31 protein-coding genes and 2 tRNA genes are annotated in these 25,139 nt (G+C 32.6%); 21 read left to right on the top strand and 12 right to left on the bottom strand.

All coding sequences use genetic code 11. From position 1 onward, the window contains the following. Positions 1–115 precede the first annotated feature (115 nt). Complete coding sequence (locus tag SIB45_RS05260) at positions 116–835, top strand: SDR family oxidoreductase (RefSeq protein ID WP_011862498.1); 720 nt, start codon at positions 116–118, stop codon at positions 833–835. Between the two features lie 3 nt (positions 836–838). Here the strand turns inward: SIB45_RS05260 and map are convergent, their stop codons facing one another. Continuing rightward, positions 839–1,678, bottom strand: coding sequence for a type I methionyl aminopeptidase (gene map / locus SIB45_RS05255; RefSeq protein ID WP_011862497.1), 840 nt, complete (start codon positions 1,676–1,678; stop codon positions 839–841). 95 nt (positions 1,679–1,773) lie between these two features. Here map and SIB45_RS05250 point away from each other — a divergent pair, with 95 nt between their 5' ends. The 6 genes from SIB45_RS05250 to gltX all read left to right on the top strand — a co-directional run bounded on the left by SIB45_RS05250 (position 1,774) and on the right by gltX (position 4,612). Continuing rightward, on the top strand, positions 1,774–2,082 hold the full coding sequence (locus SIB45_RS05250; protein WP_011862496.1) for a PepSY domain-containing protein: 309 nt from the start codon (positions 1,774–1,776) through the stop codon (positions 2,080–2,082). 23 nt (positions 2,083–2,105) lie between these two features. Continuing rightward, positions 2,106–2,585 carry a 50S ribosomal protein L19 gene (rplS, locus tag SIB45_RS05245; protein WP_011862495.1) on the top strand — a complete coding sequence of 160 codons (480 nt, stop codon included), beginning with the start codon at positions 2,106–2,108 and terminating at the stop codon, positions 2,583–2,585. A 53-nt stretch (positions 2,586–2,638) separates the two neighbouring features. Next, positions 2,639–2,711 (top strand) — tRNA-Trp (locus SIB45_RS05240). A 35-nt stretch (positions 2,712–2,746) separates the two neighbouring features. Continuing rightward, positions 2,747–2,941: a hypothetical protein gene (locus SIB45_RS05235; protein WP_002807701.1), complete on the top strand. Its 195-nt coding sequence runs from the start codon at positions 2,747–2,749 to the stop codon at positions 2,939–2,941. 149 nt (positions 2,942–3,090) lie between these two features. After that, positions 3,091–3,164, top strand: a tRNA-Asp gene (locus SIB45_RS05230). Positions 3,165–3,181: 17 nt separating this feature from the next. Beyond that, positions 3,182–4,612, top strand: a complete 1,431-nt coding sequence (gltX, locus tag SIB45_RS05225) for a glutamate--tRNA ligase (protein WP_011862494.1) — start codon at positions 3,182–3,184, stop codon at positions 4,610–4,612. Here gltX and SIB45_RS05220 read toward each other — a convergent pair whose 3' ends face one another. The 3 genes from SIB45_RS05220 to tsaD form a co-directional block, all read right to left on the bottom strand. After that, positions 4,613–5,818 carry a cation:proton antiporter gene (locus SIB45_RS05220; RefSeq protein WP_011862493.1) on the bottom strand — a complete coding sequence of 402 codons (1,206 nt, stop codon included), beginning with the start codon at positions 5,816–5,818 and terminating at the stop codon, positions 4,613–4,615. Between the two features lie 162 nt (positions 5,819–5,980). Next, on the bottom strand, positions 5,981–6,160 hold the full coding sequence (locus SIB45_RS05215; protein WP_011862492.1) for a high light inducible protein: 180 nt from the start codon (positions 6,158–6,160) through the stop codon (positions 5,981–5,983). 5 nt (positions 6,161–6,165) lie between these two features. Continuing rightward, positions 6,166–7,236, bottom strand: coding sequence for a tRNA (adenosine(37)-N6)-threonylcarbamoyltransferase complex transferase subunit TsaD (tsaD, locus tag SIB45_RS05210; RefSeq protein ID WP_011862491.1), 1,071 nt, complete (start codon positions 7,234–7,236; stop codon positions 6,166–6,168). 74 nt (positions 7,237–7,310) lie between these two features. Between tsaD and SIB45_RS05205 the strand changes: the two genes are divergently transcribed. Beyond that, positions 7,311–7,865: a photosystem I PsaF protein (subunit III) gene (locus tag SIB45_RS05205; protein WP_011817979.1), complete on the top strand. Its 555-nt coding sequence runs from the start codon at positions 7,311–7,313 to the stop codon at positions 7,863–7,865. 28 nt (positions 7,866–7,893) lie between these two features. Further along, positions 7,894–8,028: a photosystem I reaction center subunit IX gene (gene psaJ / locus SIB45_RS05200; RefSeq protein WP_011862490.1), complete on the top strand. Its 135-nt coding sequence runs from the start codon at positions 7,894–7,896 to the stop codon at positions 8,026–8,028. A gap of 14 nt (positions 8,029–8,042) precedes the next feature. On the opposite strand, the gene gmk is transcribed toward psaJ, so the two are convergent. Continuing rightward, the gene (gmk, locus tag SIB45_RS05195; RefSeq protein ID WP_011862489.1) at positions 8,043–8,597 is read right to left on the bottom strand and encodes a guanylate kinase; all 555 of its coding nucleotides are present in this window, start codon (positions 8,595–8,597) and stop codon (positions 8,043–8,045) included. A gap of 73 nt (positions 8,598–8,670) precedes the next feature. On the opposite strand from gmk, the gene SIB45_RS05190 reads away from it, so the two are divergent. From SIB45_RS05190 to tatC, 3 genes are all read left to right on the top strand, one after another. After that, positions 8,671–10,371 (top strand): NFACT family protein, encoded by a 1,701-nt coding sequence (locus tag SIB45_RS05190; RefSeq protein WP_011862488.1) that lies wholly within the window; start codon positions 8,671–8,673, stop codon positions 10,369–10,371. Between the two features lie 29 nt (positions 10,372–10,400). Continuing rightward, the gene (locus SIB45_RS05185) at positions 10,401–10,661 is read left to right on the top strand and encodes a hypothetical protein (protein WP_011376025.1); all 261 of its coding nucleotides are present in this window, start codon (positions 10,401–10,403) and stop codon (positions 10,659–10,661) included. Positions 10,662–10,738: 77 nt separating this feature from the next. Continuing rightward, on the top strand, positions 10,739–11,497 hold the full coding sequence (gene tatC / locus SIB45_RS05180; protein WP_011862487.1) for a twin-arginine translocase subunit TatC: 759 nt from the start codon (positions 10,739–10,741) through the stop codon (positions 11,495–11,497). Here tatC and SIB45_RS05175 read toward each other — a convergent pair. Then, positions 11,466–11,783, bottom strand: coding sequence for a DUF3067 family protein (locus SIB45_RS05175; protein WP_011862486.1), 318 nt, complete (start codon positions 11,781–11,783; stop codon positions 11,466–11,468). The genes tatC and SIB45_RS05175 overlap by 32 nt on opposite strands. A gap of 123 nt (positions 11,784–11,906) precedes the next feature. Between SIB45_RS05175 and petC the strand changes: the two genes are divergently transcribed. From petC to SIB45_RS05150, 5 genes are read left to right on the top strand one after another with little or no spacing between them, the layout of a single operon-like run. Next, the gene (gene petC / locus SIB45_RS05170) at positions 11,907–12,443 is read left to right on the top strand and encodes a cytochrome b6-f complex iron-sulfur subunit (RefSeq protein WP_011862485.1); all 537 of its coding nucleotides are present in this window, start codon (positions 11,907–11,909) and stop codon (positions 12,441–12,443) included. A gap of 28 nt (positions 12,444–12,471) precedes the next feature. Further along, positions 12,472–13,401, top strand: a complete 930-nt coding sequence (gene petA, locus SIB45_RS05165; protein ID WP_225866365.1) for a cytochrome f — start codon at positions 12,472–12,474, stop codon at positions 13,399–13,401. Between the two features lie 10 nt (positions 13,402–13,411). Next, positions 13,412–14,305: a prolipoprotein diacylglyceryl transferase gene (gene lgt, locus SIB45_RS05160; RefSeq protein ID WP_011862483.1), complete on the top strand. Its 894-nt coding sequence runs from the start codon at positions 13,412–13,414 to the stop codon at positions 14,303–14,305. Further along, on the top strand, positions 14,298–15,053 hold the full coding sequence (gene cobM / locus SIB45_RS05155) for a precorrin-4 C(11)-methyltransferase (protein ID WP_011862482.1): 756 nt from the start codon (positions 14,298–14,300) through the stop codon (positions 15,051–15,053). Before lgt ends, cobM begins: the two co-directional genes overlap by 8 nt. 55 nt (positions 15,054–15,108) lie before the next feature. Further along, positions 15,109–15,603 carry a helix-turn-helix domain-containing protein gene (locus SIB45_RS05150; protein ID WP_011862481.1) on the top strand — a complete coding sequence of 165 codons (495 nt, stop codon included), beginning with the start codon at positions 15,109–15,111 and terminating at the stop codon, positions 15,601–15,603. On the opposite strand, the gene SIB45_RS05145 is transcribed toward SIB45_RS05150, so the two are convergent. Beyond that, the gene (locus tag SIB45_RS05145) at positions 15,596–17,191 is read right to left on the bottom strand and encodes a Ppx/GppA phosphatase family protein (RefSeq protein ID WP_011862480.1); all 1,596 of its coding nucleotides are present in this window, start codon (positions 17,189–17,191) and stop codon (positions 15,596–15,598) included. The genes SIB45_RS05150 and SIB45_RS05145 overlap by 8 nt on opposite strands. A 104-nt stretch (positions 17,192–17,295) precedes the next feature. On the opposite strand from SIB45_RS05145, the gene SIB45_RS05140 reads away from it, so the two are divergent. Beyond that, the gene (locus SIB45_RS05140; RefSeq protein ID WP_011862479.1) at positions 17,296–18,204 is read left to right on the top strand and encodes a 4-hydroxybenzoate polyprenyltransferase; all 909 of its coding nucleotides are present in this window, start codon (positions 17,296–17,298) and stop codon (positions 18,202–18,204) included. Positions 18,205–18,213: 9 nt separating this feature from the next. Continuing rightward, positions 18,214–19,083: an LD-carboxypeptidase gene (locus tag SIB45_RS05135; RefSeq protein WP_011862478.1), complete on the top strand. Its 870-nt coding sequence runs from the start codon at positions 18,214–18,216 to the stop codon at positions 19,081–19,083. On the opposite strand, the gene ispD is transcribed toward SIB45_RS05135, so the two are convergent. Then, on the bottom strand, positions 19,084–19,755 hold the full coding sequence (gene ispD, locus SIB45_RS05130; RefSeq protein WP_011862477.1) for a 2-C-methyl-D-erythritol 4-phosphate cytidylyltransferase: 672 nt from the start codon (positions 19,753–19,755) through the stop codon (positions 19,084–19,086). It abuts the gene before it with no gap. Positions 19,756–19,847: 92 nt separating this feature from the next. Between ispD and fabG the strand changes: the two genes are divergently transcribed. Continuing rightward, the gene (fabG, locus tag SIB45_RS05125; RefSeq protein ID WP_011862476.1) at positions 19,848–20,597 is read left to right on the top strand and encodes a 3-oxoacyl-[acyl-carrier-protein] reductase; all 750 of its coding nucleotides are present in this window, start codon (positions 19,848–19,850) and stop codon (positions 20,595–20,597) included. Here fabG and SIB45_RS05120 read toward each other — a convergent pair whose 3' ends face one another. After that, complete coding sequence (locus SIB45_RS05120; protein ID WP_011862475.1) at positions 20,598–20,777, bottom strand: hypothetical protein; 180 nt, start codon at positions 20,775–20,777, stop codon at positions 20,598–20,600. It lies immediately after the preceding gene. A gap of 132 nt (positions 20,778–20,909) precedes the next feature. Between SIB45_RS05120 and groL the strand changes: the two genes are divergently transcribed. Further along, positions 20,910–22,655: a chaperonin GroEL gene (groL, locus tag SIB45_RS05115; protein ID WP_011862474.1), complete on the top strand. Its 1,746-nt coding sequence runs from the start codon at positions 20,910–20,912 to the stop codon at positions 22,653–22,655. A 3-nt stretch (positions 22,656–22,658) separates the two neighbouring features. On the opposite strand, the gene SIB45_RS05110 is transcribed toward groL, so the two are convergent. Genes SIB45_RS05110 through SIB45_RS05100 form a run of 3 tightly spaced genes read right to left on the bottom strand, consistent with a single transcriptional unit; the run spans position 22,659 to position 25,114 of the window. Next, positions 22,659–23,216: a hypothetical protein gene (locus SIB45_RS05110; RefSeq protein WP_011862473.1), complete on the bottom strand. Its 558-nt coding sequence runs from the start codon at positions 23,214–23,216 to the stop codon at positions 22,659–22,661. Between the two features lie 7 nt (positions 23,217–23,223). Then, the gene (locus tag SIB45_RS05105) at positions 23,224–24,048 is read right to left on the bottom strand and encodes an ABC transporter permease (protein ID WP_011862472.1); all 825 of its coding nucleotides are present in this window, start codon (positions 24,046–24,048) and stop codon (positions 23,224–23,226) included. A 49-nt stretch (positions 24,049–24,097) separates the two neighbouring features. Beyond that, on the bottom strand, positions 24,098–25,114 hold the full coding sequence (locus SIB45_RS05100) for an ATP-binding cassette domain-containing protein (RefSeq protein ID WP_011862471.1): 1,017 nt from the start codon (positions 25,112–25,114) through the stop codon (positions 24,098–24,100). Between the last annotated feature and the right edge of the window lie 25 nt (positions 25,115–25,139).

The following is a 25,139-nucleotide window of genomic DNA, read 5'->3' as shown; positions in this document are numbered from 1 at the left end:
TTTTTTCAGAACTAAACAAATATTTATTTATGAGTTTTAATCAAATAAAAAAATAAATAATCTTTTTTTGGTAAATTTATTTTAATTCTTTGGTATCTCATAAAAATCAAGCAAAATGATAAATCCAACCAAAAACAAAAAAACCATAGGGATTACTGGAGCCTCAGGTGCGCTAGGGAAAGAATTGACAAAGTTGTTTCGTCAAAAAGGGTATAAAGTGATTGGATTTACTCATAGTAAAAATAATTATGAAATAAATCTTGAATCTCCAAATGAATGGATTAAATGGGAATGTGGGAAGGAGTCGTCATTAAAAAAACAATTAGAGAATATAGACATTTTAATTTTGAACCATGGTGTATATGATTTGAGTAGAGAAAATTCTAATTATGAAAACTCAATTGAGATAAATGCATTAAGCAAATTCAAATTTCTAAATTTATTTGAAGATATTGCTCTAAGCAATGATTCACAAATAAAAAAAGAGATTTGGATAAATACATCTGAAGCAGAAATATTACCCGCCCTAAATCCGTCATATGAGATTAGTAAATCCCTTATTGGTCAATTAGTTTCTTTCAAAAAAAATCTACTGGACAAAAATACAAAGAAAAAATTAATAATTAAAAAAATTATCTTAGGGCCTTTTAAATCAGAATTAAATCCTCTAGGAATAATGAGTCCCAAATTTGTTTCAAAAAAAATTTATGATTTAGCCAATTCAAAAAATTATTTAGTAATAATTAGTCCAAACCCTTTAACTTATGTAATTTTCCCATTGAAAGAATTTTTTAATTTTTTATATTGCCAAATTATCTATAAATATAAATCTTAGTTCCTAAAAATCTCGATCTGTCAATATTTCAATACCATCTTTTAAAACAACTATTGTATGCTCCCATTGGGCTGATAGTTTTCCATCTTTTGTTATTACGGTCCATCTATCATTTAGTGTTTTGCAAAATTTAGTCCCTTCATTAACAATGGGTTCAACCGCTAATGTCATTCCTTCGCGAAGGACAACGTTAGGCAATTCTTTGGTCCGAAAATTAAATACCGATGGTTCTTCATGAAGATTTCGTCCAACACCATGACCTGTATAGTCTTCTACAACACTAAAGCCATTTTTTACAACAACGTCTTCGATTTCCCCAGCCACATCTAGAAGTGTATTACCTGCCTTGATTTTCGAAAGCCCCGCATACAATGCTTTAAAAGCTATATCACTAAGTTTTTGAGCCTTTGGACTAACTTCTCCTACACAAATTGATATACAACTATCTCCATGGAAACCATCTAAATATGCCCCTGTATCAATTTTAACCAAGTCACCATTTTTAATTATTTTATTTTTACTTGGAATACCATGTACAACCTCATTATTAATACTAGAACAAATACTAGAAGGGAAACCATGGTAGCCCTTGAAACTTGGGACAGCTCCAAAACTTTTTATCCTCTTTTCTGCGAAATCATCTAAATCTTTTGTACTCATTCCAGGTTTAATTAAGTCATTAATTTCTCTCAAAACAGTAGCTACAATTCTGCTAGATTTTTTCATCAAATTTATTTCCCGTGACGACTTTATTTCAATTCCTCTTCTCCTCTGAATAAAGGGGACTTGATCATTAGCTTTGGAATTATTTTTATTTAACAAAAGATCTGCAAAATGTCTCATTGGAATAAATAATAGTAATAGGTAAATATCTTCAAAATAGCCTTTATGATCTTGGCTATCTTAAATCTATCAATAACAATGGGAAAGAAACGAAAATGAAAACTTTATTTAATTCTAGGCAATTTCATAAGGCTTTGGCGCCCTGGATTTTTCTTCCCTTATTTATATCTTCAATTACAGGTCTTCTTTATAGGGTTTCAAAAGATTTACTGGGTTACTCTAGAGAACAAGTTCATTGGTTAATGTCTCTCCATGAGGGCGAATGGCTTGGAGATAATGGAGAACTTATATACGTAATATTTAATTCCCTTGGAGTTTTATGGATGCTCGTCACAGGATTCCAAATGTTTTCAAAAACAATTTCATTTACCAAAAAGGTTACTAAAGGCGAGTCAAAAGGTTAAGATATAGAACTTGTAGGATAATAATGACCAAAATGGCCAAAGAGAAACAAGAGAAGGATTTAGAAACCGGTATTAAAGCTGGAGCATCAGTTGATGTGGCAGTTGAACAAAAAGAAAAAAATACGGTTTCTGAGACTACGCAAACCTTAAGCGCATCCAATCTTATTAAGGAATTTGAGAACGAACAATTAAAAAAAGAATTACCTGAAATTTATGTTGGGGACACTGTTAAAGTTGGTGTGAAAATTACAGAAGGTAATAAAGAAAGAGTCCAACCTTATGAAGGCGTTGTCATAGCAAAAAGACATGGAGGAATTAACCAGACTATTACAGTTAGAAGAATTTTTCAGGGTATAGGTGTTGAAAGAGTATTTATGCTACATAGTCCACAGGTTGCCTCTCTAAAAGTTGAACGTAGAGGTAAAGTAAGAAGAGCTAAGTTATTCTATCTGAGAGATAGAGTAGGAAAAGCTACTCGCGTAAAACAACGCTTTGATCGATAAAGTTGTAAATTAATCAACTTATTGGTCACAAAGACGCTTATAATTATTTAAATGCGTCGTTAGTTCAGTTGGTAGAACGCAGGTCTCCAAAACCTGATGTCGGGGGTTCAAGTCCTCCACGACGCGTTTGATCAACATTATGTAAATCATTTTTTCATAAGATGGAGTTAGATCTTCAACCCGGGGACGTAGTTAAAGTCCTCGAATCAGCGGCTTTAGGATGGGTTCGTGCAAGAGTTATCAGAGTTAAGTCTGGTGGGAGAGTTGTCGTACAAAGTGACCAAGGCAGAGAATTTACTGCTAGAGGCAATCAAGTTAGGTTGATAGAACCTGCTGGTTTTAGACCTCAGAAATAAATAGTTGTTTACACTAAGGCAGTTAAAAGACTAATTATTTCTGTAAATCCTCAAATTAATAAATTTTTTTTATTACAACCCCATAAATTAAGTATTATGATCTGATAATTTTAAGAATGAAGTTCTAAATAAATTTAGAACAAAACTCTGGGACCGTAGTTCAACTGGTTAGAGCACCGCCCTGTCACGGCGGAAGTTGCGGGTTCGAATCCCGTCGGTCCCGTTTTTTCTAAAAGAAATTTGGAAAAACGTTTAAGACTAGCCCCGAGTCCAACGGGTTTATTTCATATTGGGACAGCACGAACAGCACTATTCAATTGGTTGTATGCACAAAAAATAGGTGGAAAATTTCTTATCAGAATAGAAGATACAGATTTTCTTCGATCTAAATCTGAATATACAAAAAATATATTAGAAGGCTTGAAATGGCTTGGGCTTAAATGGGATGAAGAACCTATAAAGCAAAGTGACCGAATTTCGATTCACAAAAGTTATATCAAAAAACTATTGGAATGTGGAGCTGCATATAGGTGCTTTACATCAGAAGATGAAATATCTGAATTAAGAGAAGAACAAAAAAAGAAAGGATTACCTCCAAAGCATGATAATAGACACAGAAGTCTTTCAAAAGAAGAAATAGAAACATTCATATCCCAAGGGCGGACTTCGGTAATAAGATTTAAGATTGATGAAAAAATTGAAATTAAATGGATAGATCAGATAAGAGGCGAAATCAAATGGCAAGGTAAGGATTTGGGCGGTGATTTAGTTTTATCAAGAAGGGCTAAGGGATATGAGATTGGTGATCCTTTGTATAATCTTGCAGTAGTAGTTGATGATAATTTCATGAATATTACTCACGTTGTAAGGGGTGAAGACCATATCTCGAACACTGCAAAACAAATATTGATTTATAAAGCATTAAATTTTAATTTACCAACTTTTTCGCATACACCCTTAATACTGAATAGCGAAGGGAAAAAATTATCTAAGAGAGATTGCGTTACTTCAATCGACGAATTTAGAGAAATGGGATATTTACCTGAGGCCCTATCGAACTATATGGCATTTTTAGGTTGGTCTCCAAAATCTGCCGACAGAGAAATACTTTCTCTTGAAGAGATATCTAAAATTTTTGACTTATCAGAAATAAATAAAGCTGGAGCCAAATTTAGTTGGGAAAAACTCAACTGGATTAATTCTCAATATATAAAAAATATTGAATCAATTAAGTTAATTGAGATCATGAGAAAATACTGGGACGACAATGGTTGGAAGCCGCCATCTGAAGAATGGGCTAATAAATTAGCAATTTTGATTAGAGACTCTATGACTCTTTTAAAAGATTCAATTGATCAATCAAAACCATTTTTCTTGATACCTACAATTCAAAAAGAAGGTCAAGATTTTCTGGAAATCCGGGAAAGCAAATTATCTTTAAAACTAATCTTAAATTATTTAATTGAGAAAAATACTATAAAACTAAATAAAGAGAAAGCCAAAGAAATAATAAACGAAATCTCAAAAAAGCATAATATTAAAAAAGGGATATTAATGAAATCACTAAGAGTAGCCTTTTTTGGATCTCTCAGTGGGCCAGATTTAATTCAAAGTTGGGAGCTTTTCGCAGAAAGTAAAACTGATAGAACTCGAATTGAAAGATGTCTTTAATCAATCAAAATTATTTTTTTGGCCTAATTTAAGTCTATTTACCAAAGGTTTAGCTGAAAGTCCTTGTATTCCTACTGTCATCAAAATAGTAAGAAAAACTAAACCTTGTAGACGGCCAGCCCCAAGGATACCAGCCTGCTCTAATCTGATAGAAAAAAGAGAAGCTACAGCCGCAGTAACAATACCTCTTGGGGCTAACCAGGCTAAAAATATTTTTTCTTTTAAGTTCAAGTCTCTCCCTATTGTTGCTATCCAGATAGAGATAGGGCGAACAATTACCATCAACATAAAAACGCAAACAACCCCTCCCCAGCCTAGCGGACTTAATTCACCCCAAGAAACGTCAGCGGCCAAAAGAGGGAAAAGAACTGTTATTGCTAATTGAGCTAATTCACCTATTAGATTATCCAATCTCTCCTTATCTATAACTTCTCTTTTGCCTACAATAAAACCTGCCGCGACTGAAGCCGGCAAGCCTGATTCTGGTAAAAAATATTCGCAAATTCCATACACAAGGAAAATAAATCCAAGGGTAACTTGAAGCTCTATACCAAATGAGGCTTCATTTTTTATTTTTTTTAAAATTTCTGATAGTAACCATCCTGCACTTAATCCGATTAAAACTCCTCCCCCTAATCTTTGCATTAATGCTATAAATACATCGTTAATCCCACGAAGATCCCCTAAAGTCAATTCTAAAAGCAGTAATGCTAGTACTGCACCAATTGGTTCAAGCAGCAACCCTTCAGCTTTTAAAACTTCCGAGAGTGGGGAAGCTAATTTTATTTGTTCCACTAATGGAGAGACAACTGTTGGTCCAGTAGCTAGAACTATGGCACTATATATTCCTGCGACCTGCCATGAGAGGCCAGCCAGCCAATGAGCAATGAAAATTCCCGCTGATAATGAAATAAAAAGTCTTACCAATGAAATTTTTAAAACAGTATTTCTTATATTCCCCTCAGGCAGTTTTAAATTCAATCCCCCTTCAAAAAGAACCAAACAGACCAAGAGTCCCACAATAGTTTCAAGTCCTTGCCCGAGATCTAAAGGTTCAACAAGTCCCAATCCTGATCTTCCAATTAATAATCCAGAAAGCAATAAAAGAACAACACTTGGGAATCCTGTAAAAGAAGAAAATAATCGAGCGCAAGCCCCTGCAAATACAGTTATCCCCCAAAGTAATCCAAGCCTTTCAGGCGTCATATAAAATTACAAATAATAAAAACATTTATTATTTTGATTAAATCAATAATCTTATCTCTAGTCCAATAAAAACAATAGTTTTTAATTTAATTCATCGATTTAACAAGAGTATTTTAAAAAATTATTTCAAAAATACTTTTAAGAAAATTAATTTTATTTTTATTAAGAAAACTGGCTTATCAAAGCAATAATTATGAAAATAATTCCTATACCAACAGTTGCCATCCTTCCATTCCATATTTCAGCTTGAGGGGTAAAACCTCTTTTCCACAAATTCAATTCCTTTTTATCAACTAAGTTTTTTGTCTCTTTAATCTCGATTTTAGGAGGTTGTTTGTTCATTGAAATTAGAAAGGAGGGTTTTCTTCATAAAGGGTATTTGCTTGTTCAATTGATAGTCTTCCTGCGACACCTAATTTAAGGTTACTTAAATGATCCTTAAATTTGATTCTGAACAAAGCCGCCGCTCCAATCATTGCCGCATTATCTGTACAAAGATCAAGAGGAGCTAAATGAACTTTAATAGATTTTTTACTAGCTTCACTAATCATCATTTTTCTTAATGTATTGTTAGCAGCCACTCCCCCAACCACAACTACATTATCCAATCTATGATCTTCTGCGCATTTTATTGTTCTCTCTACCAAGACCTCTGCCACAACTCTCTCAAAACTTGCAGCAATATCTGGAATTGGAACGGTCTTCCCAGCCAAATTTATTCTCTCAACTAATCTTAATACGGCAGTTTTTAAACCACTAAAAGAGAAATCATATTTAAGAAATCCACCTTTTTTATCAGAGATTCTACATTTTGGTAGATTAAATTTCATTGGGTCCCCATTTTTAGCAATCTTTTCAATTGCCGGTCCTCCTGGATAACCAAGACCTAATAGTCTGCCAACTTTATCAAAGGCTTCTCCAGCAGCATCATCAAAACTTTTCCCAAGTCTTTGCATCCCCCTATTATCATCTACCTTTATCAATTCAGTATGCCCGCCGCTAACAAGTAATGTAAGAAAAGATTTCTTTGGATAGTTTTCTGAAAATAGAATTGAAGATAAATGACCCTCCAAATGATGAATTCCCAAAAATGGTTTTGAATGTAACATGCAAAGTGATCTTGCGGTTATAGATCCAACTCGTAAACAACCAACTAATCCAGGAGCTACAGTTGACGCAATATAATCGACTTCCTCAATTTTAATTTTTGCTTGTTCTAGAGCCTTCTCTAAAACAAAAGGTAATAATTCTAAATGCTTTCTAGCTGCAAGTTCAGGCACAACTCCTCCCCATTTTGAATGATCTTCAATTTGAGAGGCAATTATATTTGAATGTATTCTGAAAGTATCGCCAATATTAGAAACTATTGAGACAGATGTCTCATCACAACTTGTTTCAATAGCTAAAACTTTATGCATTTTTGATTCAACTTGTTCTATTTTAATATTAATTTCTTACTTAATACACTATAAGGAATTAAAGATTGCAACTTATGAAATTCTTTTTTTCAATCATAACCTCAGTTTTTCTGTTCCTCGGAATTACTCCAATTGCTCTAGCTGCAAATGGTCCTGCCTTAAACGCAGATAGAGCTAGCACAGAATATACCGCTTCAGCCCTCACAAAATGCTCTGAAAATCCTAAATTCATTGAGAGAGCAAATTCTGCAACTACTCAAAAAGACATAGCAAGATTTGAAAGATATGGAAAAGCATCATGCGGAGATGATGGTCTTCCTCATTTAATAATTGGACCTCCTCTTGAGCCATGGGGGGCCCTTCTAAATAGAGGTCATGAAGGAGATTTACTTATTCCGGGAGTATTATTCATTTACATTGCTGGAATTATAGGTTGGTCAGGAAGAGAGTATCTCATTGAATCAAAAAAGACTAAGAATCCAGCAGATCTTGAGATCATTATTGATCTGGACTTAGCCAGAAAATGTCTTGTAAAAGGAGCCCAATGGCCTCTTCTTGCTAATAAACAAGGTAGAAATGGAGATTTAAGAGAGAAAGATAACAACATTACACTTAATGGTCCTCGCTAAACATCCTTAAAAAACTTTCATAAAACAAATGTTCAAAATTCTAAACACAAAATTTGTCAGATCTGCTCCAGTCGTAGCAGCAATTTGGCTAAGCCTTACAGCTGGAATAATTATTGAATTTAATAGGTTTTTCCCAGATTTATTATTCCATCCAATGAGTTGATAAATAGAAAATAATCAAGTTTTTATTAACTTGATTATTTTTTTTGCTGTTTCATCAACATTGTGATTTGTTAATGCAAAATCAAATTCATTTGATGCTGAAATCTCATAATTAGCCCTTGAGAGTCTTTTTTTAATTGCCTCTTCTTTTTCTGTACCTCTATTTCTTATTCTTCTCTCTAACTCTTCTTTATCCGGAGGAAGCAAAAATATTGACTGTGAATTAGGAAACTTATTTTTTATTTGCCTTGCACCCTCTACTTCAATTTCAAGAAGTACGGTAAATCCCTTTTTTATTTTCTCATTAACTGAAGACAAAGGCGTTCCATAGTAGTTTCCAGCAAATTGAGCCCATTCAAGGAAAAGGTTTTGTTCAATCATTTCTTTAAACTTTTCTTGGTTTAAGAAATAATAATTTTCTCCGTCTTTCTCTCCCTCTCTAGGTTCTCTAGTAGTTGCAGATATAGAAAGCCAAAAATTTTTTTCTTTACATAATATTTCTTTAACAACTGTTCCTTTACCTACCCCGCTGGGTCCAGTAAGGATAATAAGTTTTTTTTGATTTTTCATATGAAATTTTTTACAGTAAAATAAACTTCTTGTGAATTAAAAAGGAATAATGCAGAAAGGTGTTCCACAGATAATGGATATTACATCTATTAGATCTGTCTTGCATTATTTGACAAAGAACATCTTACCTACAAAGTTTGAGACTGCCCAACAACCAGAGCCTAATACAATTCAATTATGTTTTAGAGGAGTTGATTCTCAAACATGGTTAGAAGTTTCATGGAATGGAGACTCCCCAAGAATACTAAAGATAAATAAGCCAGAAAAGATTGGGAGAGAAAGCACACTTTCTAAACAAATAAGATACGGATTAAAGTATATGGCTTTAATTTCGATTGATCAAGATGATTTCGAGAGAGTTATTAAATTTAGTTTTGCGAAAAAACCTGGAGATGAAATTAATAAGTATTTAATTTTTGAATTAATGGGAAAACATAGTAATATTTTTTATCTGGATAATAAACATAAAATAATTGCCGTTGGTAAACAAATTAAATCAAGTCAATCTAGTTTTAGAACAATTTCAACAGGATCAATTTATTCTGGCCCTCCAGTCAATCTCAAAAAACAACCTAGAGAAGATGAGTCTTTTCAATCATGGAAAGACTCAATTTCAATAGTACCTGAGTCTTTGAAATACTGTTTAATAAATACCTATCAAGGAGTAAGCCCTATCCTCACAAAACAATTAGAGTTTGTTAGCGCAACTGTTAATTCAGGAATAATGGGAAAAAATATTGATTTCATTAGCAACTCAGACTTAAAGGAGATATTTAAAAATTGGAAGATTTGGATAAACAGGTTTAAAAACAATAACTTTAATTTTTCTATATTCAACAAAGATTTTTATTGCGTTTGGTTTTTTGATAAGGAAATTAATTTCGAAAATAAAAAAGATTTATGCACAAGCTTAGAAAATTATTATGATTATCATCTGAAACAAAAAAAACTTGAATTATTGGAAAAGAAAATTGAAGGGATAATTTTTAAACAGTCCAATACTGAGAAAAAGAATTTAAATATTCAATCTGATCTTCTGACAAAATCAGAAAACTACGAGAAATATAAAGAAAAAGCTGATAATATATTTGCCTCACATGAAATTAAAAAACAAGACATTATAAAGGGACAAAAACTATATAAAAAATCAAAAAAACTAAAGAGATCTAGAGAATTAATAAAAGAAAGATTAAGTATTTACAAAACAAATATAGAGAGATTAGACGAATTCACAACGCTTCTAGAAAATTTAAATTCTTTAAATCATGAAAAACTTTCTATGAGAATCAAACTTCTAGAAGAAATTATGGAAGAAATTTGTAACGAGTTTAATATCAATATCAAGAAGCAAAGAGAAGATCAGAAAAGTACATATGAGATAGAGTCTTCACCAATTCAAGTTGACACTCCCACAGGATTAAAGCTTCAGGTAGGGCGAAATATGAGGCAAAATGATTTAATAAGCTTTAAATTCTCAAAAAAAGGCGATTTATGGTTTCATGCACAGGAATCACCAGGCAGTCATGTAGTTTTGAAGTCTTCATCTCAAGTAGCATCTGAACAAGATCTTCAAATAGCTGCAGATTTAGCTGCTTTATTTAGTAAGGCAAAAAGAAACATTAAAGTTCCAATTAATTTAGTAAGGATTAAAGATTTACAAAAAATCAAAAACGGAGGACCAGGTTGCGTTTCCTTTAAAAATGGAGAAATTATTTGGGGAAATCCTACAAGAGGAGAAGATTACATTAAAAAAAATCTTAAAACAGTAATTTAGTTTATAATAAAAAAAATTTTTAAATCTAAATGTTTGATTTTCTTTTAGGCACTCATGAATTTTTAGGAAATCATAGTTTTCCAGAATTTATTGTTGGATATCTATTTGGTGCTGCATTAATAATTGGAGCTCCTACTGTTTTCTTACTACTTGCCTTCGTAAGCGCTTTAATGAAAACGAATGGGAAAATGGGTGGATATAGAGAATATGAAACTTATGGTGAATCATCTTTAAATGATGCCCCTCCTTTCTTATTACCAGATCCAACAAATCCTAAATTAAGCAAATAATTAAATTTATCGAAAAATAAATTGTACTTTGACAATACTAGTTTTAAACCTTTTTCTTAAACAATTTTCAAATATTAATGAGAGATACAGGTCAAAGTGAAAAAAAATTATCAGATTCGATGACTTTTAGTGATCATTTAGAGGAGCTTCGTCAAAGGATACTAAATTCAATTTATTCAATACTGATTTCAATATTTTTTAGTCTTCTAATTATAAAGCCATTAATATCTTTTTTAGAAATTCCAGCTGGTGATATTCATTTACTACAACTTGCTCCAGGAGAGTTTTTATTTGTCGCTATTAAAGTTGCAGGTTACAGTGGATTGATAGTTTCTATGCCTTATATCTTTTATCAAATAATATTATTCATTTCCCCTGGTTTAACAAAACAAGAAAAAAGCCTTATTTTGCCTGCAGTTTTTGGTTCAGGTCTTCTATTTTTTTTAGGATTGATTTTTTCATGGTGGATATTAGTCCCTGCAGCAATAAATTTCTTCATTAGTTTCGGTGCTGATATTGTTGAACCAACTTGGTCTATAGAAAGATATTTTGATTTTGTTCTTTTATTAATGTCTAGCACTGCAATAGCTTTTCAATTGCCAGTATTACAATTTATTCTTGGTTCTCTTGGAATAATCACAACAGAAAAAATGATTTCGAATTGGAAGGTAGTTGTAATCTCCTCCGCAATCTTATCTGCAGTGATTACCCCTTCAACAGACCCATTGACAATGTCATTGCTTTCTATATCGATTGTTTTTTTATTTTTTGTGGGTACTGGATTAACTTACTTATCAGAAAATCTTAAGTCAAAAACTCTTTCATCTTCTCATTAAGATTTAATTGCAAGCTGACAGCTCTACCTAACCTTGGCTTAGCATTGACTTTCTTTAGCCATTCCCTTACTTCTTCTGAATAACCACATCTATTTAAAATCTCGATTTTATCAGCTATCGATTTTTTATATTCATCTTCACTTAAAGGAAATGATTCCTGCCCAAGAAATCCCCACATCATTTGAAAATAAACAAATTTTCCTCTTCTAAAGAGTCTAAAATCATATTTTTTTCCCCAGCGATGAATCAAATAATGGATAACTTCATCTACTTGCAATGGGTTCATATAAATCAATTAATTAAGACTTCCTAAATTTTTACTTTAAATTATTAAAAGTCCTATCTATTTACAACAGAAATTGAACAATTTGCTTCATAATAACTAATAAATAACAGAACCAAGTAGCGAATGACTCAATTAAGTTCCAATGATGTCCCTTCAATGGGGCGAAGGCAATTTATGAATCTTCTTACATTTGGTACTGCAACTGGTGTAGCGTTAGGAGCCCTTTACCCCGTAGCAAATTATTTCATGCCTTTAAGAGCAGGTGGTGGTGGTGGTGGAACTTCTGCTAAAGATGAATTAGGGAATCCGATAACTAAGACAGGCTGGTTAGCAACCCATCAAGCAGGTGACAGAAGTCTGGTGCAGGGTCTCAAGGGCGATCCAACTTACTTAATAGTTAATGAGGTTGGGGAAATAGGAGAATTTGGTTTAAATGCAATTTGTACTCATTTAGGTTGCGTTGTCCCATGGGATAGTGGTGCTAATAAATTTATATGCCCTTGCCATGGCAGTCAGTACGATACAAATGGGAAAGTAGTAAGAGGGCCTGCTCCTTTATCTTTAGCTCTAGCGCATGTCGATATTGAAGATGATGCTGTACTCGTCAAACAATGGTCAGAAACTGACTTTAGAACTAATGAAAATCCATGGTGGGCATAAAAAAATGAAAGGTCTTAAAAATCAAATCATGAAAAAAACAAGTTTATTTATCTGCACTCTGCTGTTCATTTCGAGCATTGTATTTCATCCAAAGATCACTTTTGCTTATCCATTTTGGGCTCAGCAAAACTACGAATCTCCAAGAGAAGCAACAGGTAAGATAGTCTGTGCAAATTGTCATCTAGCTCAGATGCCTACAATTGCAGAGGTTCCACAATCTGTTGGAGCAGACAGTGTTTTCAAAGCTGTTGTCAAAATACCCTACAAAAATGACTTAAAAGAGATCGGTGCTGATGGTTCTGAAGTCCCATTACAAGTTGGCGCTGTTGTAATGCTGCCTGATGGGTTTAAACTTGCTCCACAAGAAAGATGGACTGAAGAAATCAAAAAGGAGACAGAAGGGGTTTATTTCACTAATTACAGTGAAGAGAAAGATAATATTATTGTTGTCGGACCTCTACCTGGCGATACTAATAAAGAAATCGTTTTTCCTGTACTTTCCCCTGATCCATCCACTAATAAAGAATATCACTATGGGAAATACTCTTTACATATTGGAGGCAATAGAGGTAGAGGTCAGGTATATCCAACTGGAGACAAAAGCAATAATGTAGTTTTCACTTCTTCCTCCTCAGGAACTATAAATTCAATAGAAACAATTGAAGATGGTAGTTATAAGGTCAATATAGAAAAAGAGAATGGTGAGATAACTACTGAAGCAGTACCTGTTGGTCCTCAACTTATAGTAAAAGCACAAGACAAAATTAATGCAGGTGACCCTCTTACTAATGATCCCAACGTTGGCGGCTTCGGACAATTAGATGCTGAGGTTGTACTTCAGAGCCCTTATAGAGTTATTGGATTGATTGCATTCTTCATTGGTGTAGGACTAACACAAATACTTTTAGTATTGAAGAAAAAACAAGTAGAAAAAGTGCAAGCAGCAGAGGGTATCTAACTTTCCTTAGATGCTTACATTTCAAGCTTTTATACAATCTCCAGGAGAAACTTTTTTAAATTTAGGCTTTATAACTATTAGATGGTATGGATTACTTATTTCGGTTTCAGTCTTAATAGGTCTATTTATTTCTAAAAAACTTGCAAAGGCAAGGAATATTAACCCAGAGTACATTAGTGAAATACTTCCATCATTAATAATCTTTTCAATAATTGGAGCGAGAGCTTATTACGTAATTTTTGAGTGGAGGCAATATAGTGGAGAGAACTTTTTTACTTCTTTAGAACTATTTAATAACGCCATAAAAATACCTTCTTTTCTTGCAGTTTGGGAAGGAGGCATAGCAATTCATGGAGGTCTAATTGGAGGTTTAATATCTATTATCTTTTTTTGCAAGTCAAAAAAAATTCATTTAAAAACTTTTATAGATATTTTAATACCCTCAATTATTCTTGGACAATCCATAGGAAGGTGGGGCAATTTTTTCAATAATGAAGCCTTTGGTATCCCGACAAATTTGCCTTGGAAATTATTTATTCCTATCCAAAATAGGCCTTTAGAATTTATTAATTACGAATTTTTTCATCCTACTTTTCTCTATGAGTCATTGTGGAATCTCTTAGTTTTCATCTTCCTTATTTTAATTTTTAATAAACAAAATAAAACAGATTTTTTCAGGCCTGGCTTTATTAGCTGTCTTTATTTGATATGTTATAGCTTTGGAAGATTCTGGATTGAAGGTTTAAGAACTGACCCACTATGCATTGGTGGACTTCCGCCTTTCTGTGATGGAGGTATTAGGATGGCTCAATTTATAAGTATTTTTCTATTTTCTTCTGGATTAATTGGAATATTTTTTTTAAGATTGAGAACATATATTGGGAAAAATAGAAAGAATGGATAATAAAATTTCCTTTATTGGTGTTGGTCCAGGCGATCCAGAATTATTAACTTTAAAAGCATTAAAAAAGATAAAAATTGCAGATGTCATTATTTGGACTGATTCTCTAATACCTGAAAAGATTTTAGATTTTTCGAAAGAAGGTTCTGAAAAAATAAAAACGAGTTCGCTCAACTTAGAGCAGATCACCTCAATTATGATAGAAAAATTTCAGGCAGGGAAAACTGTTGTAAGGTTGCATGATGGAGACCCTTGCCTTTTTGGAGCAATTAGAGAGCAAATAGAAATTTTAGAAACCGAAAAAATTGAAATCGAGGTTGTTCCTGGAGTAAGTGCTTTTCAAGTTGCTGCAGCATATCATAAGGCTGAATTAACAATCCCTGACGTAACACAAACAATAATTTTAACTAGAGCAGGAGGGCGAACAGGCATGCCCGAAAAAGAATCTCTGAAAGATCTTGCGAAACACAATTCCTCTATATGTCTTTATCTAAGTGCTAGGCATGTGAAAAGATCTCAAGAAACTTTACTAGAGTTTTACCCTCCAGAGACTAAAGTGATTGTTGGATTTAGAGTATCTTGGGATGATGGTTGGACATCATTAATAGAATTAAAAGATATGGAAAAATTTTCTATTGAGAAAAAACTAATTAGAACAACCATTTACATAATTAGCCCAGCAATTAATAATTCTCAAAAAAGATCTAATCTTTATAATCCATCTTATAAGCATCTCTTTAGGAATAAATAATCTTAAAGTTGATAGAAAAATATTAATTACTATAATTAGTAAAAATTTAATAACTTTGAAAGAAATAAAATCTAACCCAGAAGACAATACCAAAAGAAAACAATCCTCTTTAAAGAGAATTGGAAATTTTATTAAAGAGGCAAGGTTAAGTAGGGAGCAATCTGTTGAAGAATTGGCTTCTGATTTAAAAATTGGATCTCATCAACTTAAAGCCATTGAAGAAGGTAATGAAGAAGAACTACCTGAAGAAGTATTTGTCAAAGCAATGGTTCGTAGAATTTCACAGAAGCTGAAACTTGATACAGAATTTATAATGAATGAATTCAAGACAGAAAAGCAAGAGATAAAAATTGACGAAATAGTTGAAGAAGTTGCTAAAAAAACGAATAAAACTAGACAATCTAAGGATCTAAGTCCAGTAGGGTTTTGGACATTTATTGTAATTTCAGGCCTTCTAGGACTTTTCGCCTCGTCCTTAATTTTCAATTTATTTTCAGAGTCTTCACAGAATCAAACTCCAAAACAAGAAATTATTAAAAAAACTAAATAACTTTTAAATCCAAATTCTTTAGTTCTTTTACTACATTACGGCATAATCCTAAGTTCCATTTTTCAAGAAGAAGATCATGGTCTCTATTTAAAGGTAAAAGTTCAAATGTAAGAATATTTCCCTGCAATTTTATTTGAACTGAGGAGATCGCCTTGTCAGGTCTTTGATCAAGAGATGCTGCTAGTCTCAAAATCAATGACATTTCGAGAACTAATGTTTTATCTTCTTTGGATATTAAATTTTGCCAAGACTCATGTCTTTTCTTTGGTAGGGTCTTTCTATGGTATCTAGCAATTGAAGCAATAATATTTGTTTCTGCTTCAGAATATCCCAACAACTCACAATTTTTTATTAAGTACCAAGAGTGTTTGTGATATGAACCAACATTCACGTATTTCCCACAATTATAGAGATTAGAAGCTGCCCAAAGAAGTTCTTTAGCTTTAGGGTCATTATCGCTATGAAAGATATTTTTAGTCTGATCGTAGATTTGAAAGGCAATATCGATAACTTTATCAGCTCTTGTATTATCTACGCCAAACTTTCTGGCCTGATGAACTATTGTTGTTTTTCTAATATTGCTTTGAATATTTAACTCGTTTTTTATTATCCCTTTACGAAGCATCCAATCAACAACCAAACCCTCTCTAAGCGCCCTCTCACTTATGGTTAATTCATTAAAGTTCAACATCTCCATTGCCGTGTTTAATATCAATGCTCCTGGAACAATTATTTCTGCTCTTCTCTCACTTAATGAAGGTATTTTTTTGATTTCCGAAACTGGCAATTTAATTAGTTTTTCCAATACATTTTGTAAATTTTCCCTTTTAAATTTATAACCATGCAACTTTTGTTTAGATTCTCCCAAATCATCTGAAATCAAATTTCCCAATGAGGTTGCAGTGCCACTGGTTGCAATCATAGATAAAGGCTTATCTCCCTTAGATCTACTCTTTATTTTTCGAACAGATGGTTCTAAAGATCCTTTAATAAAAGTTGTTAAAAAACTCGATCTTTCTGAAGTTATAGACCCTTTATTTAAAAAATTATTTTTAAGTCTTACAGCACCAATTCTCGAACTGGTAAGAGCTATAGCATCTTTTTTATCTGCAAGTATTAATTCTGTAGATCCTCCTCCAATATCTATGATTACAAAAGACTGATCTTCAAAAGACATACCAGAAAGAACACCAAGGTAAATTAATCTGGCTTCCTCGGAACCACTTATCATTTCTATTTGAATATCAGTTTCATCAAGAACTCTTCTAATAAAATCTTGACCGTTTGGAGCTTCCCTAACTGCACTTGTTGCAGCTGTTACTATTTGTTTTACTCCATTACTTTTACAATATTCCTTAAATCGCTTAAGAGTAACTAATGCCCTTTGGATTGATTCTTCAGTAAGATTACCATCCTCATCTCTTTCTCCAAGACGAGTGGTTGATTTATCGGTAAATTTTATTGAAAATGATTTTAATTCTAGATTAATTTCTGCTACTAAGAGATGTGTAGAGTTAGTTCCAATGTCAATAGAAGCTACTAATATTTGTTTTTCTTGAAAATATCTTAAATCTTGTTTTAGTATCATTTCTTTTTATAAGACGAAGATATCTTTAATCCATTAATAAATATACCCAACATTGATTATTAAATAATAGAAATCATTTAATCCTAGTAAGATTATTTAAAGTTATGAAATATACAATAGATCATATGCAAAACAAAAATCGACAAATTAAATTAAGTACTTTTTTTGAATTATTAAGGTGGAATAAGCCGACTGGCAGAATGATCTTACTTATTCCTGCTGGATGGAGTTTATATTTAACCCCAGAAGCAAATCCAAAATTTTTAATGTTGCTAAGAATAATACTGGGAGGACTACTAGTAAGTGGATTAGGCTGCGTGGTTAACGATATTTGGGACAAAAAAATTGATCAAAGAGTTGTTAGGACAAAAAATAGACCTCTAGCTGCAAATAAAATCGGTCTTAAAACAGCTTATTCAATTCTTTTCTTTTTAATTTTATGTAGCTTCTTTTTAACTTTGTCACTACCTCAGCCTGGAAGAACCCTTTCTATTTCACTTGCTTTTGTAGCTTTACCAATTATCTTAATTTATCCTTCTGCCAAAAGATGGTTTAAATATCCTCAATTAATCTTATCCATATGCTGGGGTTTTGCAGTCTTAATTCCCTGGGCCGCAAATGAAGGCAATTTAAATAGTATTGTTTTATTATTTTGCTGGCTAGCTACCATTTTTTGGACTTTTGGCTTCGACACGATTTATGCTTTAGCAGATAAAAAATATGATATCAAAATTGGAATAAATAGTTCCGCTGTTAACCTCCAGAACAATACAAGAATAACTATTCAAATTTGCTATTTTTTAACTTCTTGTTTTCTCGCATTATGCGGATTTATTAATCAAATGGATTTTATTTTTTGGCCAATTTGGCTTACAACGTCAATCTTAATGCAGAGAGATATACTGAAAGTATTTCCTGAGGAAAAGCAATCAATAAAAAATATTGGGAATCACTTCAAAAATCAATCAATTTATGGAGGGGTCCTTTTATTAGGAATTATTATTGCCTCATAAATTCTAAATATGTTTTTTAGATTAAAAAAAGGAGATCTAATAGATATTTTAGCTCCGGGCTCCTTTATTGATGAAGACGAAAATTTTCAAAAAGGTATAGAAATCTTAAAAAACTGGGGCTTAGAAATTAATGAAAATAATTCTCTATCAAAAAAATTTGGTTATTTTGCTGGTGATGATTTAACTAGATTCGAAGAACTGGAAAAAGCACAAAATAGTAAGCTAATCATTTTTGCAAAAGGTGGGTGGGGTTCATCAAGACTATTAGAAAAAAACCCTTCTTGGCAACATGGTTTAATGCTTGGATTCTCAGATACATGTTCTTTACTACTATCTAAATATTCTCAAGGATTTATAGGTTCTATTCATGGTCCCATGGTTACTGGCCTTTTCAAAGAGCCAGAGTGGAGTCTTGAAAGATTAAGAAATTTACTTTTTGAGGGATATGTTGCGGACATACGAGGAATTCCTTTAAGAGGTGGGAAAGCTAAAGGAGAAATTATAGTTTCTAACTTAACTATTGCTACTTTTTTAATTGGTACTGATCACTTTCCAGATTGCAAAGGGAAAATAATAATTTTTGAAGATATTAATGAAGATATTTATAAAATTGATCGCATGTTGACTTACCTCAGAATGACTAAAACACTTACTGAAATTGCTGGCATTGGATTCGGAAGTTTTTCTAATGATTCCAGCGACCTTGAATGGAAAGATTTACTAAAAAACTGCATTATTGAAAGACTCCAAGAGTTTGACTTTCCTATTCTTTTTGACCTCCCAATAGGCCACAGATCGGGAAATGCTTGCATTCCTTTAGGATACGAAGCCACCTTAAATGGTGATGATGGCATTCTTAGTATCGATTCACCTTTTTAACTAGGGGTTCTTCACAAAAAGTTTTGCTATTTTTAAATCTATAGGAGATGTAATCTTTATATTTGAATAAGTTCCTTCAATAATCTTCACTTTCCAATTAAGCATTTCGAATAGTGAGGCATCATCTGTGACATTCCAGTTTTTATCAATTGCCATCTTATGAGCTTTTTTTAATCTATCTACTAAAAAGCCCTGAGGAGTTTGCGCTGCCCATAAATAATTTCTATCTGGTGTTTCTTTAATAAAACCTTCATTATCAACAATCTTTATTGTGTCAGTTACCTTAGTAGCCAAAATTACTGCTTCATTTTCATCTAATTGCTTGGCACAAAGGTCTATCAATTCAGGATTAATTAGACATCTAGCACCATCATGTATCAACACTTTTTCAGCATCTTTTGGCAGCGCTTTTAACCCATTAAAAACTGACTGTTGTCTAGTGTCACCACCATTAATCCAATGAACTTTATGGGCAAAATCCTTTGTTGAATTTAATAATAAATTCTTATCTTTCGGTTGCCCAATTATTCCAACCCAATTTGTTGAGCTTGCAGAAAATACAGATTTAAGTGTCCAATAAATCAAAGACTCTCCCTCTAAATCAATAAGTAATTTATTTTTTCCAGCTTTCATTCTGCTACCGCTCCCTGCAGCTGGTATTAAAAAGTGCACAATAGAAGGTCTTAATATTTTCTAGACAATTATAAATAAAAGCAATATCTTTACACAAATAGTACTACGATTGAAAATTATTAAATTTCATAATGTCCAATACAGATTCATTATCAGGCAAAGTTGCTTTAATCACTGGAGCTAGCAGAGGAATTGGTAAAGAAATTGCTTTAGAACTAAGTCGCTTTGGAGCAGAAGTTTTTATTAATTACTCTTCTTCTGATGAAAAAGCTGAAGAAGTCGTAAATTCAATAAAAAATTCAGGAGGTAAAGCTCATAAATTAAAATTCGATGTTTCAAGAGAGGATTCTGTCAGTTCAGCTTTTGAAGAAATCATAAAAGTTAATGGCTCCATTGATATTCTTATTAACAATGCTGGTATTACTCGAGATGGACTATTGATGAGAATGAAATCGGAACAATGGGATGATGTATTAAATACAAACTTAAAAGGGGTTTTTCTTTGTACAAAATATGCTTCAAAATTTATGATGAAAAAAAGGAGTGGTAGTATCGTAAATATTTCATCTGTTGTTGGAATAATTGGTAATCCCGGTCAAGCAAATTATTCTGCAGCCAAAGCTGGCGTTATTGGATTCACCAAAACTTGCGCTAAAGAATTTGCTTCAAGAGGTATAAACGTAAATGCAATAGCTCCAGGCTTTATAGAAACAGAAATGACTGAAAAACTTAATACTGAAGAGATACTTAAAGTTATTCCTTTAGGGAAATTAGGAAGTTGTACTCAAATTGCAAACTTAGTTTCATTTTTAGTTTCAAGTGATGCAGGAAGGTACATTACAGGTCAGACAATCAGTATAGACGGAGGTATGAGTATTTAATTATGTACTTTCGTAAGGCTGGCCCAATTCATCTCTTAACCTTCTAATTTTTTGTAAAAGTTTTAGCCTTCTACTTCTAGCAGTTAATGTCAAGAAAAATCTTAAAGGAAAATATATTAGTGTCATAGCAATCGCGAGGATTGCGGTAAGAGTAAAAATAAGATTATTTGTTTCTTCCATAACTTAAAGATACTCTTATTTGAGTTAATTTGTATGTCTCATTAAAAAGAAATTCGGCTTTCCCCACTTAATTAAATATCCCTTAAAAATGATTCTATGGGAGATTAGAATAGGAATAAAGATCGAGTAAACATGGCCAAACAGTTAAGTTTTTCTAATGAGTCAAGAGAAGCGCTAGAAAAAGGTGTGAATTTCGTAGCTAATGCAGTAAAGGTTACTATTGGGCCAAAAGCAAAAAACGTTGTAATAGAGAAGAAATTTGGTTCGCCAGATATAGTAAGAGATGGATCTACAGTTGCTAAAGAGATCGAGATTGAAAACCCCATCTCTAATTTAGGTGCGAAATTAATAGAACAAGTTGCATCCAAGACAAAAGAGAGTGCTGGTGATGGAACAACAACAGCAACCATTTTGACTCAGAAGATGGTTCAGGAGGGTTTGAAAAATATTGCCTCTGGCGCAAACCCTATGGAGTTAAAAAAAGGTATGGAGGCAGGCCTATCTTTTGTCTTAGAAAAATTAAGTTCCAAAAGTATTTCATTAAGTGGTTCTGACATCCAAAAAGTTGCAACAGTTAGTGCTGGAGGTGATGAAGAAATTGGATCTATAATTTCGAAAGCAATGGATATTGTTACTTCAGATGGTGTAATAACTGTCGAAGAATCGCAATCATTAGAAACAGAATTAGATATAACTGAAGGTATGTCTTTTGATAGAGGTTATAGTTCTCCATATTTTGTAACGGACCAAGAAAGACAAGTTTGTGAACTTGAAAATCCAAAAATATTAATAACTGATCAAAAAATCTCAACTTTAGTTGATCTAGTTCCAATACTTGAAGAAATTCAGAAGTCAGGCTCACCTTTTCTAATTCTTGCTGAAGATATCGAAGGAGAGGCTTTAACTACTCTAGTTTTAAATAAGAATAGTGGGGTTTTAAATGTTGCTTCCGTAAGGGCTCCATTATTTGGTGAGAGAAGAAAAGCTGCCCTCGAAGATATTGCAATTCTTACAGGGGCTAAGTTAATTAGCGAAGATAAATCGATGACACTTGATAAAGTATCGATTAACGATTTAGGTAAAGCAAAAAAAATAACTATCACAAAGGACAAAACTACAATTGTTGCCTTCGAAGACACTAAAGATTTAGTTAAAGGGAGAGTAGAGAAATTAAAGAGAGAAGTTAATATAACTGAATCTGAGTATGATCAAGATAAAATCAATGAAAGGATAGCCAAACTAGCTGGAGGAGTAGCTCTTATCAAAGTAGGAGCTGCCACAGAAACAGAGATGAAGTATAAAAAATTGAGAATCGAAGATTCCCTTAATGCTACGAAAGCTGCTATTGAAGAGGGTGTTGTTTCTGGAGGAGGACAAACTCTAATTGAAATATCAGATGACCTTTTAAATTTAAGTAAAACATCTACAGATGATTTAAGAACAGGGATAAATATAGTCAAAGAAGCCCTCTTGGAACCCACCAAACAAATAGCAAAAAATGCTGGTTTTAATGGAGATGTAGTTGTCGCTGAAATTAAAAGACTTAACAAAGGCTTTAATGCTAATTCAGGAAAATATGAGGACTTAAAAGATTCAGGGATATTAGATCCAACCAAAGTAATAAGATTAGCTCTTCAAGATTCAGTATCTATTGCAGCTATGCTCCTCACAACAGAAGTTGCGATGGCAGACATTCCAGAGCCTGAAGCCGCAGGCCCTGGAGGACCAGGTGCAGATCCAATGGGAGGAATGGGTGGCATGGGAATGCCAGGTATGGGTGGCATGGGAATGCCAGGTATGGGTGGCATGGGAATGCCAGGTATGGGTGGCATGGGAATGCCAGGTATGGGTGGCATGGGAATGCCAGGTATGATGTAGAAGCTAACTAGCTTTTTTATCGTTGTTAATCCACTTTCTTAAATTTTTAATATAAGGTAGGGGTAATTTTGGATTTTCAGTAAATTGATTTATTTTATTAGAATTTTGATTTTTGCTTGATATTTCATTGATGCTAGCGGTTCCCAAGTCATTTAATTCCCTCTTTTTTTCTTCAATATTTTCAAAAGTTTTTGATAATTCAAGCTTAATTTGTTCTTGATTTTCTTCATGCACTTCATCAATTAAAGATATATGTTCTTGATTTTCTTCATGCACTTCGTCAATTAAGGATATATGTTCTTGATTTTCTTCATGCACTTCATCAATTAAAGATATATGTTCTTGATTTTCTTCATGCACTTCGTCAATTAAGGATATATGTTCTTGATTTTCTTCTTCACGCTGATTTTCTTTTTGTAGTGAACTATGGATTAATAAATCATTTAATGAATCAATCCCAAATCTATGGACCCACTTAAGAACAACATTTTCTTTAAGCAAAAAATTATTTTCTAAAGAAGCTTGTTTAAAAACTTCTATTAAATGATTTTTTAAAAGCATAAAATTTCTAATTTAACTTTCTATTTAACAGAGGCCTTATAATAATCAAGGAAAAAACTGTTAAAGAAAATAAAATCGAGATACAACTCTTACAAGTTAAATCACCATATGGGGCATGTAAAGCCACTAATTCTAAATCCATAGTTTGTGTATAGGCAGTCCTAATAGGTTCAATAGCAAAAGTTAATGGATTTAATGAAGCCAACCAGCCCAGCCAATTTGGCATAAAAGAGATTGGAGCTAAAGCAGTACTCGCAAATAAAAGAGGTAAATTTATTACGAATATAAGAGCGATTAGTTCAATATGTCCAGGCAAAACAAACGCTAAACATAAACTTATTGATGTCACAAAAAGAACTAATAAAATTAGTGTTGTAAATACAATTCCTAAACCATATAGGTTAGGCCATCCATAACCCAAAATGTATGAAACAATCATTATTACAATACTCTGAACAAAGCTCAAAATTGTTATGTAAAAAAAAGAAGATAAAACTATGGATAATCTACTGGTTAAAGGAGCCACAAGTAATCTATTAAGAAATCCAAACTCTCTATCAAACATTAAAGGAAGACCAGAGTTTAGGGCTCCGCTAAAAGCAGTAAAAACAATAAGTCCTGCTCCTAAAAAATTCCCATAAGAATCAACTCCTGGTAAAAAACCTTCAGGAGCTTTAGAAAATAATGCCCCAAATAAAAAAAGCCAAATTATTGGTTGTAATATTCCTGCTAAAAGAGTTGATGGTCTCCTTTTTAATTGAATAAATAATCTCTTTGTTAAGGCAAATGTTTCTTGATATAAAAAAAATAAATTATACGGTTGTAATTCCATAATTAGCAGTAATTACTATTCATTATAGTTAGTTAACCAAAAGTTTTTTTTATCGCATGGATTGCTTTGATTCTTTTTTAAAGTCTCTTTTCCCTGCCATAGAAATTTCAGCGTCCAATAATGTTTTCCCAGTTGCCTGAAGATATACATCATCCAAGCTTGGCTGACTTTGGGTAAGAGAAAAAATTTCAAACTTTGAGAAGGCCAATTCCACTTTTAGCTTCGTAAGTAAATCTTTTTGCTTATTTGCTACGAAATTTATCGAGAAACCTTGAGCTTCATTTATGATAATCTGACTAATTCCATCTATTGAAGATAAAATTTTACATATATTTTTTGCTTCTTCCTGATTACTAAATTCTCTTACTTTCAAAGTTACTCTATCTCCTCCTAATTTATTTTTGAGCTCTGCAGGAGTCCCTTTTGCTATAACTCTTCCATCATCAATTATCACTAATCTGTCAGCCAATTTATCTATTTCATCAAGATAGTGACTACTTAAAATAATGGTCATTCCATTATTTCTCAAATCTTTCAAAAGTTGCCATATAATATTTCTACTTTCAATATCTAAACCAACTGTAGGTTCATCCAAAATTAATACTTGGGGTAAATGTAAAAGTCCAGCTGCCAGATCTATTCTTCTTTTCATTCCCCCTGAGTAAGTTCCACACTTACGATCAATCCAATCATTCATTTCTAATTGATCTATTAATTGATTTATCCTCTCAAATTTTTTATTTTTGTTGATGTGATATAAATCTGATTGAAAGTCCAAAAGCTCTCGTCCAGTTAATATTTTATCAAGTGCAATGTCTTGGGCAACATAACCAATTAATTCTCTAATTTTCCTGGAATTTTTTATCAGATTAATATTATTTATAAAAACTTCTCCACTATCAGGCTCTATTAAAGTAGCGAGTATTTTTATTAGTGTTGATTTGCCAGCACCATTTGGACCTAGTATTCCGAATAATGTGCCAGCTTGAATTTCCATTGATAAATTTTTTAATGCATTGATATCTGAATAAGATTTTGAGAGCCCTTTAACTTTTATATAATTCATCAAACTTACTATTTACTTAAAAAAC

Source organism: Prochlorococcus sp. MIT 1304 (assembly GCF_047305015.1).
In the GTDB taxonomy this organism is placed as follows: Bacteria; Cyanobacteriota; Cyanobacteriia; order PCC-6307; family Cyanobiaceae; genus Prochlorococcus_A; species Prochlorococcus_A marinus_E.
This window is presented reverse-complemented; position numbering and strand designations above follow the sequence as displayed.